General features: G+C 56.3%; 14 protein-coding genes. 7 read left to right on the top strand and 7 right to left on the bottom strand.

The features are described from left to right. Positions 1 to 3: 3 nt before the first annotated feature. Complete coding sequence (locus tag RY075_RS22830; RefSeq protein ID WP_109949133.1) at positions 4 to 552, bottom strand: XRE family transcriptional regulator; 549 nt, start codon at positions 550 to 552, stop codon at positions 4 to 6. Between the two features lie 103 nt (positions 553 to 655). Between RY075_RS22830 and RY075_RS22835 the strand changes: the two genes are divergently transcribed. After that, on the top strand, positions 656 to 1,315 hold the full coding sequence (locus tag RY075_RS22835; protein ID WP_022652076.1) for an AzlC family ABC transporter permease: 660 nt from the start codon (positions 656 to 658) through the stop codon (positions 1,313 to 1,315). Continuing rightward, the gene (locus RY075_RS22840) at positions 1,315 to 1,638 is read left to right on the top strand and encodes an AzlD domain-containing protein (protein ID WP_003861969.1); all 324 of its coding nucleotides are present in this window, start codon (positions 1,315 to 1,317) and stop codon (positions 1,636 to 1,638) included. The genes RY075_RS22835 and RY075_RS22840 overlap by 1 nt, the downstream gene beginning before the upstream one ends. A 39-nt stretch (positions 1,639 to 1,677) precedes the next feature. On the opposite strand, the gene RY075_RS22845 is transcribed toward RY075_RS22840, so the two are convergent. Together RY075_RS22845 and fdhD are read right to left on the bottom strand one after the other, a co-directional pair. After that, positions 1,678 to 1,890, bottom strand: coding sequence for a DUF1471 domain-containing protein (locus RY075_RS22845; protein WP_003861966.1), 213 nt, complete (start codon positions 1,888 to 1,890; stop codon positions 1,678 to 1,680). Between the two features lie 114 nt (positions 1,891 to 2,004). Continuing rightward, entirely contained in the window at positions 2,005 to 2,841 is an 837-nt protein-coding gene (gene fdhD / locus RY075_RS22850) for a formate dehydrogenase accessory sulfurtransferase FdhD (RefSeq protein ID WP_047653791.1), read from the bottom strand. Positions 2,842 to 3,212: 371 nt separating this feature from the next. Here fdhD and fdnG point away from each other — a divergent pair, with 371 nt between their 5' ends. From fdnG to RY075_RS22875, 5 genes are all read left to right on the top strand, one after another. Then, positions 3,213 to 6,263 carry a formate dehydrogenase-N subunit alpha gene (gene fdnG / locus RY075_RS22855; RefSeq protein WP_086527948.1) on the top strand — a complete coding sequence of 1,017 codons (3,051 nt, stop codon included), beginning with the start codon at positions 3,213 to 3,215 and terminating at the stop codon, positions 6,261 to 6,263. Positions 6,264 to 6,275: 12 nt separating this feature from the next. Continuing rightward, positions 6,276 to 7,178, top strand: a complete 903-nt coding sequence (gene fdxH, locus RY075_RS22860) for a formate dehydrogenase subunit beta (RefSeq protein WP_014072386.1) — start codon at positions 6,276 to 6,278, stop codon at positions 7,176 to 7,178. Next, on the top strand, positions 7,175 to 7,810 hold the full coding sequence (gene fdoI / locus RY075_RS22865) for a formate dehydrogenase cytochrome b556 subunit (RefSeq protein WP_003861958.1): 636 nt from the start codon (positions 7,175 to 7,177) through the stop codon (positions 7,808 to 7,810). Before fdxH ends, fdoI begins: the two co-directional genes overlap by 4 nt. Beyond that, positions 7,807 to 8,736 (top strand): formate dehydrogenase accessory protein FdhE, encoded by a 930-nt coding sequence (gene fdhE, locus RY075_RS22870; protein ID WP_023323896.1) that lies wholly within the window; start codon positions 7,807 to 7,809, stop codon positions 8,734 to 8,736. The genes fdoI and fdhE overlap by 4 nt, the downstream gene beginning before the upstream one ends. Positions 8,737 to 9,051: 315 nt before the next feature. Next, positions 9,052 to 9,972, top strand: a complete 921-nt coding sequence (locus RY075_RS22875; RefSeq protein WP_109949134.1) for an alpha/beta hydrolase — start codon at positions 9,052 to 9,054, stop codon at positions 9,970 to 9,972. Positions 9,973 to 9,980: 8 nt separating this feature from the next. Here the strand turns inward: RY075_RS22875 and fabY are convergent, their stop codons facing one another. Genes fabY through yihX form a run of 4 tightly spaced genes read right to left on the bottom strand, consistent with a single transcriptional unit; the run spans position 9,981 to position 12,875 of the window. Continuing rightward, a complete protein-coding gene (gene fabY / locus RY075_RS22880; protein WP_015569910.1) occupies positions 9,981 to 10,922 on the bottom strand; it encodes a fatty acid biosynthesis protein FabY in 942 nt (313 codons plus the stop codon). Positions 10,923 to 10,966: 44 nt separating this feature from the next. Beyond that, positions 10,967 to 11,404: a D-aminoacyl-tRNA deacylase gene (dtd, locus tag RY075_RS22885; protein WP_015569909.1), complete on the bottom strand. Its 438-nt coding sequence runs from the start codon at positions 11,402 to 11,404 to the stop codon at positions 10,967 to 10,969. Beyond that, complete coding sequence (locus RY075_RS22890; RefSeq protein ID WP_003861949.1) at positions 11,401 to 12,282, bottom strand: virulence factor BrkB family protein; 882 nt, start codon at positions 12,280 to 12,282, stop codon at positions 11,401 to 11,403. The genes dtd and RY075_RS22890 overlap by 4 nt, the downstream gene beginning before the upstream one ends. Next, positions 12,276 to 12,875: a glucose-1-phosphatase gene (yihX, locus tag RY075_RS22895; protein WP_003861947.1), complete on the bottom strand. Its 600-nt coding sequence runs from the start codon at positions 12,873 to 12,875 to the stop codon at positions 12,276 to 12,278. Before yihX ends, RY075_RS22890 begins: the two co-directional genes overlap by 7 nt. Positions 12,876 to 12,906 lie beyond the last annotated feature (31 nt).

Here is a 12,906-nt window from a genome sequence, read left to right on the forward strand (position 1 = left end):
TCTTTAGTTTTGTTCCGCCACCAGCAGCGCGTGCGTATCGGGCTCCAGCGCCTTAAAGATATGCGGCTGGTCAGCAGGGTAGCAAATGTAATCTCCCGGGCCGAGTTCTTCCGCCGCGTCGATCAGACCGACCATCGCCCGCCCCTGGGTCACGATAATATGCTCAACCGAACCAGGCGGATGGGGCTGGGAAATACGGTCTGCCCCCGGCTGAGTCAGCAGCAGATAGATATCACGACGCGCGCCCGGCGGACACGCCGCGAGCAAAATCGCCTCGTAGTTCGCCTGCCCGGCGACGACTTTTGTGCCCTCGCCGCGGCGGATCACCTGCGTGACGGGTTGCTGCGGCTCCAGTAACCGGGCAAACGGAATATCCAGCGCCACGCAAAGCGACCACAGCGTTTCCAGGCTAGGATTGCCGTTGCCAGACTCCAGTTGTGAAAGCGTGGATTTGGCGATCCCGGCACGGCGGGCAATTTCCGCCAGTGAGAGCCCGGTTCGCAGGCGTTCTCGTACCAGGCTTTTGGCGATCACGCTGATTGGCTGCGCCATAAAAACGGCCTCTTTCTCTCTATAACGAACGAATCGTTCGCCTTGTAAAACGATTTTGATGCGTTCATTATAATGGAAATACGTTCGATATGGCTAAAATGGTATGAAGAAACACCTCTCCTGTCTGAAAGGCGACACGATAAAAGCGATCGTCCTGGTCTGCCTCGCGGTGGGCGTAGTCGGCATGTCTTATGGCTCACTGGCGATGGCCTACGGTTTCCCGCTGTGGGTGCCGTTTGTCCTCTCCCTCACGGTGCTGGCAGGCGCATCCGAGTTTATGTTTATTGGCATCGTGGCAAGCGGCGGCAATCCGCTGGCAGCGGCCGCGGCCGGTTTACTGGTAAACGCACGCCATGTGCCGTTCGGCGTAACGGTGCGTGACCTGGTGGGCAAGCGCGGCCTGAGCTTTCTGGGCTGTCATATTATGAACGATGAAAGCGTGGTGTTCGGCCTTTCGCAAAAAACCGCCGAGCAGCGTAAAGCGGCCTACTGGCTGTGCGGCCTGGGCGTGGCAATTATCTGGCCGCTGGGGGCGGTACTGGGGGCGATGGTCGGCAAGCTGCTGCCAGACCCGGAAACCATCGGGCTGGACGCGGTGTTCCCGGCGATCCTGCTGGCGTTAGTGGTGCCGGCATTTAAAAACCGTACCACGCTGATCCGCGCCTGTAGCGGCGCAGTGTTGTCGCTGGCCGCCGTACCGTTTGCGCCGGTGGGTCTGCCGGTGCTGCTCTCTTTGCTCGGCCTTGCCGCGAGGAAAAAATAATGGAAAACATGACGGTCTTTATTCTCGGCATCGCCATTCTTTCTGCCGGAACCTATCTGATGCGTCTTGGCGGAGCGAAGCTTGGCAACCGGCTGGCGCTTTCAGAACGGTCGCAGGCGCTGCTTTCAGACGCGGCTACCGTTTTGCTGTTCTCCGTCGCGTTGGCGACAACGTTTTATGAAGGGGACCATTTTGCCGGGATGGCACGTGTGCTGGGCGTGGGGTTCGCGGTGTTTCTGGCCTGGCGCAAAATGCCGTTAATTGTGGTGATCGTCGCGGCGGCGGTGGTGACCGCACTGCTGCGTCTGGCAGGCATAAACTAAAAAGCGCCCCAGGGGCGCTCTTTCGACGGTATAGCGGAATTATTTGTTCAGTTCAGCGGTCATGTGTACGCGGTTACCGGTGAATGCCTGGGTAATTTTGTAGGATGACGCGCCCGCTTCCTGAGCCTGTGCAGCGATTTTAGCTTCTGCACCATCCAGGGTAGAGGCGGATGCGGTCACTGTCTGCGCAGCGAAAGAACCAAAAGAGGTAGCCAGAGCGATTACTGCGACAAAAGTTTTGATGCTTTTCATGAGATAAACCCTTTCGTTAAGTTGTTTAGATAAGGCGCTGTGCCTTGATGAGATAAATATTAGATCTCATCATGAACAACTAAAAGCGGAAGGATTTGCTATACTCATTCAAAATTACTGATCAACTATCAATCGCTGCGGATGGGTGTAAATAGTTGCTTTACCCGGCTTGCAGAACCCCACCAGCGTCAGGTTGCAGCGCTCCGCCACTTCCACCGCCAGCGTGGTTGCCGCTGACACCGCAAACAGAATTTCCACGCCGCACATGGCGGACTTTTGCACCATCTCATAGCTGGCGCGGCTGGAGACTAACGCCGCGCCCTGCTGCCAGACGTTGCTTTCCCGAGCGCGGCGACCTAACAGCTTATCCAGCGCGACGTGGCGGCCCACATCTTCATGACCGCCGGCAATGTTGCCTGACGGCAATATCCATGCCGCCGCGTGGGTACAGCCGCTGAGCTGACCGATGGGTTGCACGTCGTTCAGGTGCTCAAGCGCCCGATCAAGGTGCGCCAGATTGAACGTCTGGGTGAACGGCAGCGGGATAATGGGTTTGCCGATATCGTTAAGCTGTTCAACGCCGCACACGCCGCAGCCGGTACGTCCGGCCAGCGCCCGGCGGCGCTCTTTCAGCCCCATAAAGCGGCGGCTGGAGAGTTCGATTTGCACTTCAAGACCATTACAGGCATGAACCACATCCATGCCGTAGATCTCCTGCGGATGCGCAATGATGCCTTCCGAGAGGGAAAAACCTATGGCGAACAGCTCCAGATCTTTCGGCGAGGCCATCATCACCACATGCGAAATACCGTTGTAAACCAGGGCAACGGGGACCTCTTCCGCCAGAAAATCCGGCGTGGCATGTGAAATGTGAGGCGGTCTGTGTACCGACAGTTCCACAATACCCGCAGGCAGTGGCGACGCGTGGGCAACACGGTTTTGTTTAGACACAACGGTATTCCTGAACAACCACGGAAGTGAGCCTGCTATTGCAACACAAACGGCAGGCCTTACGCATAGTATGGATCAACTTTTCAGCAACCATTCTCCTACTCAATACGGAGGGGTGCAACCGATCACCTGCTACACCTCTTTAACATGCACAGGGTAAAATGTGATTGATATCACATTTTATAATCAATGCCGTGATAATACGTTCACTTTGTTTTAACCCCGTTGGAACAGGCGTACCGACATTGTGGTATTCTGGGCTTATCCCTCGGAGAAATGAGGGATTAACGCAAATTTTTCTCCTTTGCGGTTAATTCTCAACCGCAGAGTAAAACTACATAGCAATGTCGTAATGAACCAAGGAGTGACCCATGCAGGTCAGCAGAAGGCAGTTCTTTAAGATCTGCGCTGGCGGTATGGCAGGCACCACGGCGGCGGCACTGGGCTTTGCGCCCGGTGTAGCGCTGGCGGAAACACGGCAGTATAAACTGCTGCGCACCCGCGAAACCCGTAACACCTGTACGTACTGCTCCGTCGGCTGTGGGCTGTTAATGTATAGCCTCGGCGACGGTGCGAAAAACGCCAAAGCATCTATTTTCCACATCGAAGGCGATCCGGATCACCCGGTAAACCGTGGTGCACTCTGTCCGAAAGGGGCCGGTCTGGTAGATTTTATCCACTCCGAAAGCCGCCTGAAGTTTCCTGAGTATCGCGCTCCCGGCTCTGACAAATGGCAGCAAATCAGCTGGGAAGAAGCGTTCGATCGCATCGCTAAGCTGATGAAAGAAGACCGCGATGCCAACTTTATCGCGAAGAATGCCGAAGGCACCACCGTTAACCGTTGGCTCTCCACCGGCATGCTGTGTGCTTCAGCGTCCAGTAACGAAACCGGCTATTTAACCCAGAAATTTACGCGCGCACTCGGTATGCTCGCGGTCGACAACCAGGCGCGTGTCTGACACGGACCAACGGTAGCAAGTCTTGCTCCAACATTTGGTCGCGGTGCGATGACCAACCACTGGGTCGACATCAAGAACGCCAACCTTATTGTGGTGATGGGCGGTAACGCCGCTGAAGCGCACCCTGTCGGGTTCCGCTGGGCGATGGAAGCCAAAATCCACAACGGCGCGAAGCTGATTGTGATCGATCCCCGCTTTACGCGTACAGCGTCAGTGGCGGATTTCTACACCCCTATTCGTTCAGGTACTGACATCACTTTCCTGTCAGGCGTACTGCTGTACCTGATGACCAACGAAAAATATAACCGCGAGTACACCGAAGCCTATACCAACGCCAGCCTGATCGTGCGTGAGGATTACCACTTCGAAGATGGCCTGTTCAGCGGTTACGACGCCGAAAAACGCAAGTACGACAAAACCAGCTGGAACTACGAGCTGGACGAAAACGGCTTTGCGAAGCGCGACACCACCCTGCAACACCCGCGCTGCGTGTGGAACCTGCTGAAAGAGCACGTTTCCCGCTACACGCCGGAGGTTGTCGAAAACATCTGTGGGACGCCGAAAGCGGATTTCCTGAAGGTGTGCGAGTTGATTGCGGAAACCAGCGCGAAAGATAAAACCGCGTCGTTCCTGTATGCGCTCGGCTGGACGCAGCACTCCATCGGCGCGCAGAACATCCGCACCATGGCGATGGTTCAGCTGCTCCTCGGCAACATGGGGATGGCAGGCGGCGGCGTGAACGCCCTGCGCGGTCACTCCAACATTCAGGGTCTGACCGACCTCGGCCTGCTGTCTCAGAGCCTGACGGGTTACATGAACCTGCCGAGCGAGAAACAGACTGACCTGCAAACCTACCTGACGGCCAGCACGCCAAAACCGCTGCTCGAAGGCCAGGTGAACTACTGGGGCAACTATCCGAAGTTCTTCGTCTCGCTGATGAAAGCCTTCTACGGCGACAAGGCGACGGCGGAAAACAGCTGGGGCTTTGACTGGCTGCCGAAGTGGGACAAAGGTTACGACGTACTTCAGTACTTCGAAATGATGCACCAGGGCCAGGTCAACGGCTATATCTGCCAGGGCTTTAACCCGGTGGCATCGTTCCCGAACAAGAACAAGGTTGTCGAGTCTCTGTCGAAGCTGAAGTTCCTGGTGACGATTGACCCGCTCAATACCGAAACGTCTACGTTCTGGCAGAACCACGGTGAGTCGAACGACGTCGATCCGTCGAAGATTCAGACCGAAGTGTTCCGTCTGCCGTCCACCTGCTTCGCGGAAGAGAACGGGTCTATCGTCAACTCCGGCCGCTGGTTGCAGTGGCACTGGAAAGGCGCAGACGCCCCGGGCATCGCCCTGAATGACGGCGAGATCCTGGCCGGCATCTTCTTACGCCTGCGTAAGATGTACGCCTCTGAGGGCGGCGCAACGCCTGAGCCGGTACTGAACATGACCTGGAACTACTCGACGCCGGAAAACCCAGCGCCGGAAGAAGTGGCCATGGAGAGCAACGGTAAAGCGCTGGCGGACGTTATCGACCCGGCGACCGGTGCGGTGCTGGCGAAGAAAGGCGATCAGCTCAGCACCTTCGCGCACCTGCGCGATGACGGTACGACCTCCAGCGGCTGCTGGATCTTTGCCGGGAGCTGGACGCCGAAAGGCAACCAGATGGCCAACCGCGATAACGCCGACCCGTCGGGCCTCGGTAATACGCTGGGCTGGGCATGGGCGTGGCCGCTTAACCGCCGCATCCTCTATAACCGTGCCTCCGCTGATCCGCAGGGCAACCCGTGGGATCCGAAGCGTCAGCTTCTGAAGTGGGACGGCGCGAAATGGGGCGGCGTGGATATTCCGGACTACAGCACTGCCGCACCAGGCAGCGATGTCGGGCCGTTTATCATGCAGCCTGAAGGGATGGGCCGTCTGTTTGCTATCGATAAGATGGCGGAAGGGCCATTCCCGGAACACTACGAGCCGTTTGAGACGCCGCTGGGTACTAACCCGCTGCACCCGAACGTGGTCTCTAACCCGGCAGCCCGTATCTTCAAGAGCGATTTTGAAGCGCTGGGTAAAAAGGACAAGTTCCCGTATGTCGGCACCACTTACCGTCTGACCGAACACTTCCACTACTGGACCAAGCACGCGCTGCTGAATGCCATCGCGCAGCCGGAACAGTTTGTGGAGATCGGCGAGAAGCTGGCGAACAAACTCGGCATTGCCCATGGCGATACCGTGAAGGTCTCCTCTAACCGCGGCTACATCAAAGCCAAGGCGGTGGTGACCAAGCGTATTCGCACGCTGAACGTTCACGGTCAGCAGGTGGATACCATCGGCATCCCGATTCACTGGGGTTATGAGGGCGTGGCGAAGAAAGGGTTCATTGCGAACACCCTGACGCCGTTCGTCGGTGATGCGAACACGCAGACGCCGGAGTTTAAGGCCTTCCTCGTGAACGTGGAAAAGGTGTAACGGAGACGACTTATGGCTTATCAATCTCAAGACATTATCCGTCGTTCCGCGACTAACGGTTTCACGCCCGCGCCTCAGGCGCGGGACCACCAGCAGGAAGTGGCGAAGCTTATCGACGTGACCACCTGTATCGGCTGTAAAGCCTGTCAGGTGGCCTGCTCTGAGTGGAACGACATCCGTGACGAAGTGGGTCACAACGTCGGGGTGTACGACAACCCGGCGGACCTGACCGCCAAGTCCTGGACGGTAATGCGTTTCTCGGAAGTGGAGCAGAACGACAAGCTGGAATGGCTTATTCGCAAAGACGGCTGTATGCACTGTGCGGATCCGGGCTGCCTGAAGGCGTGTCCGTCAGAAGGGGCTATCATTCAGTATGCCAACGGCATCGTCGACTTCCAGTCCGAGCAGTGCATTGGCTGCGGCTACTGCATCGCGGGCTGTCCGTTTGACGTGCCGCGCCTGAACCCGGAAGACAACCGCGTCTACAAATGTACGCTGTGCGTTGACCGCGTAAATGTCGGCCAGGAGCCAGCGTGCGTGAAGACCTGTCCAACCGGCGCTATCCACTTTGGCTCCAAAGAGGATATGAAAACGCTGGCGGCAGAGCGCGTGGGCGAGCTGAAAACTCGTGGTTACGATAACGCGGGCCTGTACGATCCGGCCGGGGTTGGCGGTACGCACGTGATGTACGTGCTGCACCACGCCGACAAGCCGAACCTGTATCACGGCCTGCCGGAGAACCCGGAAATCAGCGCGACCGTGAAGTTCTGGAAAGGCATCTGGAAACCGCTGGCCGCGGTCGGTTTTGCGGCCACCTTCGCAGCGAGCATCTTCCACTACGTCGGCGTTGGTCCGAACCGTGCGGAAGAGGAAGACGACAACCTGCATGAAGAGAAAGACGAGGTGCGCAAATGAGAAAACGTGACACCATCGTGCGCTACACCGCGCCGGAACGCATCAACCACTGGGTCACCGCCTTCTGCTTCATGCTGGCGGCGATAAGCGGGCTGGGGTTCTTCTTCCCGTCCTTCAACTGGCTGATGCAGATCATGGGGACACCACAGCTGGCGCGTATACTGCACCCGTTTGTGGGCGTCATCATGTTCGCGTCGTTCATCATCATGTTTTTCCGTTACTGGCACCATAACCTAATCAATCGGGATGATATCTTTTGGGCGAAGAATATTCGTAAGATCGTCGTCAACGAGGAAGTGGGTGATACCGGGCGTTATAACTTCGGCCAGAAATGCGTATTCTGGGCGGCGATTATCTTCCTGGTCCTGTTGCTGGTGAGCGGCGTGATCATCTGGCGTCCGTACTTTGCGCCTGCTTTCTCAATCCCGGTGATCCGATTCGCGCTGATGCTGCATTCATTTGCCGCAGTAGCGTTAATTGTGGTTATCATGGTGCATATTTACGCCGCCCTTTGGGTGAAAGGCACCATTACCGCGATGGTGGAAGGCTGGGTCACCAAAACGTGGGCGAAGAAACATCACCCGCGCTGGTACCGTGAAGTCCGCCAGAAACAGGAAAAGTCATCTGAATGAGTATTCGCATAATCCCGCAAGATGAGCTGGGGTCGAGCGAGAAACGTACGGCGGAGTATATTCCGCCGTTGTTATTCCCCAGACTCAAGAACCTCTACAACCGCCGCGCAGAGCGTCTGCGCGAGCTGGCAGAGAACAACCCGCTGGGCGATTTTCTGCGTTTTGCCGCGCTGGTCGCCCATGCGCAGGAAGTGGTGCTGTACGACCATCCGCTGCAAATGGACCTGACCGCACGCATCAAAGAAGCCAACGAACAAGGCAAGCCGCCGCTGGACATTCACGTTCTGCCGCGCGACAAGCACTGGCATAAGCTGCTGCATTCGCTGATTGCCGAGCTGAAGCCCGAGATGAGCGGCACGGCGCTGGCGGTCATTGAGAACCTGGAAAAAGCCTCAGAGCAAGAGCTGGAAGAGATGGCGAGCGCGCTGTTTGCCTCCGACTTCTCGCTGGTGAGCAGCGATAAAGCGCCGTTCATCTGGGCTGCGCTGTCGCTCTACTGGGCGCAAATGGCGAGCCTGATCCCAGGCAAAGCCCGCGCCGAATACGGCGAAGCGCGCCAGTTCTGTCCGGTGTGTGGTTCAATGCCGGTCTCCAGCATGGTACAGATTGGTACGACACAGGGGCTGCGCTACCTGCACTGCAACCTGTGTGAAACCGAATGGCACGTGGTGCGCGTGAAGTGCAGCAACTGCGAGCAGACCCGCGATCTGAACTACTGGTCGCTGGAAAACGAAGACGCGGCGGTGAAAGCCGAAAGCTGCGGCGACTGCGGGACTTACCTGAAGATTCTGTATCAGGAAAAAGACCCGAAAGTCGAAGCGGTGGCCGACGATCTCGCCTCGCTGATTCTGGACGCGAAGATGGAGCAGGAGGGCTTTGCCCGCAGCTCGATCAACCCGTTCCTGTTCCCGGGGGAAGGGGAGTAATCTCCTGTGAGAATGCCGGGCGGCGCGAGTTTGCCCGGCCTACACCTCGACAGCAATACCTGCCGTCTTATATGCCAGATGCTCTTCAGCCCGTAGTCCAGGATCCGTCTAAAGACGCGTTATCGCTTTAGCATCGCTTCCACGGCAAATCTCAGGCAACATCCGCACTTTATGTCTGTGACGAAAGCAGATAATAAAAAAGCTCTCGCCTTTGCGAGCAGCTTTCAAGACTTTTCCCCTCAATAATATTCTTGTTTTCTTTTGAATCAAACCAGGCTATAAAGCTGTACATTCATACAGTTAAAAGGTGTTTTCATGGCACTGGAAAAGGGTATTGAACGGCTGGTTCAAGGATTTATCGCTGCAGGTCGCCCCTCATCGCGTCGCCAGACAATTGAGGTACGACGAGCAGGCTATATTGCCAGCACGGAGCTTGCCGGGAAGACCGAAACGCGCGTTCAGCTGGAGACGCTTGTTCTTGAGGGTCTTACCATTCGGGTATTTTCACCTCTCAATGCGCCTGAAATATTGCCTGCTGCCATCTACTACCACGGCGGATGTTTTATCAGCGGCGGCTTTGATACCCATGACAACCAGCTCCGTCAGTTAGCCTACTACGGCAATTGCCGGGTGATTGCGATTCAGTACAGACTGGCGCCGGAGCATACCTTCCCCGCCGCACATGACGATGCTGAAAGAGGTGCGAATCTGGTCTGGCAGTATGCAGACGAATTAGGCGTGGATAAGAACCGACTCACCCTCTGTGGAGACAGCGCAGGAGGGCATTTGGCGCTGGTAACGGCGCTGCGGCTTAAGGTTAAAGGGCTGTGGCAACCTGCGCAGCTTATTCTTATCTATCCCATGCTCGACGCCACGGCCAGTTTTGAAAGCTATACCCTCAACGGCATGGATTACGTGATTACTAGCGATACCCTGCTGAGCGGCTATGAAATATATCTGGCTGGAGCCGACCTTCAGCATCCTGAAGCTAGCCCACTGTGGCGGGAAGACTTCAGCGGCCTGCCGAAGGTCCATATTGTTACCGCTGAGTATGATCCGTTACGTGACGAAGGCGAGGCGCTTTATCAGCGCCTCACGGCGCAAGGCGTGAAGTGTACCGCTCAACAATGGCGGGGTGTAATTCACGGCTTCTTCCAGTTGGGTGGAATTAGCCAGTCAGCGCGAGACATTATGCGAGATATTGCCTGGCGCATTAACCATGCCGGGCGAGAGTGAGAAGGAGACTACTCCTCCTCGTTCCCACCCTCTTCATACGCGCCATACGGCTTCGCAGGCAGAACGATATAGGTGCCTTCAAACACCGCGCCTGGCGTTTCATCGCCGAACAGCTCAACCTGCATCTGTACGCGTGCTTTACGTCCACGCGCCAGACGGTCGAGATCGCCGCCCAGTGCGCCCAGGTCAGCTACCGCGCTCGGCTTGCCGCTGATCGGCGCGCTGTAGCGGATATGGGCATCGGCCAGAATAATGGTGCCGCCGAGATGACGTTCGCGCAGCATCAGCCAGATCAGTCCCCATCCGGTGAGCGTGGCGAGTGAAAACAGGCTGCCGGCAAACAGGGTATGGTGCGGGTTCTGGTTGCCGGTTTCCGGCATGGTGGTGATAAATTTTTGTCCGGTATACTGCTGAATACGCACGCCCATTTTTTCACTGAGCGGAATGTGCTGATACCACGCCTGCTGGAGCTGCCCGCACCAGTCGGCGCGATGGAGAATATCGTCCAGCGTGGCGATGGGTTTGATCATCAAAAAGTGACGAATCGGCGTAGTTTGCGGGGCGGTGATTTCCCCCTGATTCACGAAACCAAGCTTGGCAAAGAACTCAACGGCATCTTCGCGGGCGCTACAGGTGACGCGCTTGACCCCTTCCTGACGGGCAACGGATTCCAGCGTCATTGCCATCAGCGTTCCAAGGCCTTTGTCCTGCACGGAGGGATGAACGGCCATAAAGCGGATTGAAGCTTCGTTGTCGGCATTGATGTACAGACGTCCCACGGCAACGAGGTTGCCCTCTTCATCAACCACCATCTGGTGGTGCGCCATCGCGTCCCAGGCGTCGCGTTCAGAGCCTTTCGGTTGATGCAGTGGTTTGCGCAGCATTTCCCAGCGGAAATGGTAATAAGCGTCTAATTCTTCTTCCGTTTGCGGTACTCGAAGGTGATACATAGCTGTACTCTCTCTTGTTACCCGCGGCCATACCGCCAGTTGGCTCATACCTGGAGCCAGAATGTGACGGGGCCATCGTTCACCAGCGAAACCTGCATATCCGCAGCGAATCGTCCGGTTTGTGTATTCATGTCCTGTTGGCGACAGCGCTCAACAAAGTACTCGTATAGGGCTTCTGCGCGATCCGGTGCCGCGCCCTTCGAAAAACTCGGCCGCATGCCGCGTTCGGTATCCGCAGCCAACGTAAACTGGGAAACCACCAGCACGCTGCCGCCCGCCTGCTGAACGTTCAGGTTCATCTTGCCTTCCGCATCGCTGAAAATGCGGTAGCCCAGCACGCGCTCACATAAGCGGTTAGCTTTTTGTTCGTCGTCATCTTTTTCGACACCCAGGAGCACCAAAAGTCCTGGGCCAATTTCACCCGTCACCTCATCCGCCACGGTGACGCTGGCACGGGTTACGCGCTGAATCAATGCAATCATGGTTGGTCTGCTTCTTGTTGTTTTTCAGCTTCTGCTGCTTTTTTGAGTTCGCGGTAGACTCCGAGAGTGACAGTTATTTCGGCGCCAAGCAAGACGATACACCACGTCCAGTAGACCCAGACAAACAAAATGGGGATCACCGCCAGCACACCGTAAATCAGCTGATAAGAGGGGAACATGGTGATATAAAGCGCGAATCCTTTCTTGCCCAGCTCAAAGAGCAACGCCGCGACCAGCGCACCCACCACGGCATCCCGGTTGGGTACGCGCGTGGTTGGTACCACGCTGTAGAGCAGCCAGAACGAAAGCCACGATAAAATCAGCGGGAAGATACGCAGCACGTTATCGATCACGCTGTTTAAGTCGGTCGCCCAGCGCAGCGAAAGAAGGTAGGAGCTGATCGCCAGGCTTGCCCCCGCCAGCAATGGGCCAAGGGTTAAAATCATCCAGTAGACGGCAAAGGAGTAAACCTTCGGGCGGACTTTTTTGCTCCGCCAGATGGTGTTGAGCGCACTGTCGATGGAGTACATCAGCAGCAGCGCGGTAACAATAAGCCCACACGCCCCCACCGCCGTCATCTTGCTGGAGTTTGCGACAAACTGCTCAATGTAGTTCTGGATCACATCGCCGGTGGCAGGAATAAAGTTTGCGAAAACAAAATGGCGAAGCTGCATGCTCACATCGGCAAACATTGGAAATGCCGAAAAAAGCGCAAAAATCACCGCCACCAGCGGCACCAGCGAGAGCAACGACACGTAAGCGAGATTGCCCGCCAGCGTGGTCATGTTGTCCTCATCAATGCGATGCCAGAGGAGTTTCAGCCACGCCCTCAGCGGGCGCGTGTGGTGATTGGCTTTTTGATGAACGGTTTTTAGCATAACTGCTTCGCAAAGTAGTTCGGTATCGTCTCTTTTCCGGTCACCAGAATGGAGGTGATACCTAACTGATTAGCCCCTTCTATATTATCGGCGTTGTCGTCAAAAAAGACCGCATCCGCTGCCGTGAATCCTTCTTCCTGCAATACTGCCTGATAGATGCGCGCCTCAGGTTTACGCATCCCCATCTCCTGGGAGAGATACACTTTATCTGCCGCCGCGTGAATTTCCGGGTATTCATCCGGCCAGAAGGTGGTATGCAGGCGGTTAGTATTAGACAGCACGACAACACGATGCCCCTGCTCGCGCAGCTTGTGCATGATGTCGATCACTTCCGGGCGGATCGCGACAAATATGGCCTGCCAGCCGTGGGAAAACTGCTCGTAGCTTAACGAAAGACCCATTTCCTGGCAGAAACGCTCTGCGAACGCTTCGTCGCTGATCTCACCTCGCTCGTGCAGATGGAAAGTCTCACCCATCGCGAAATTCTGCTTTAACGTCGCCAGCGGAACACGGCTAAAATCGCTCCATGCGCCCAACACCCGGTTAAAATCGATATCGACGATTACATTTCCTAAGTCAAAGATATAAAGCATGTTTATCTCCTTTCGCCGTGGAGAAGTAACT

The sequence above is a fragment of the Enterobacter sp. JJBC genome (genome assembly GCF_036936505.1).
GTDB lineage: Bacteria > Pseudomonadota > Gammaproteobacteria > Enterobacterales > Enterobacteriaceae > Enterobacter > Enterobacter hormaechei_C.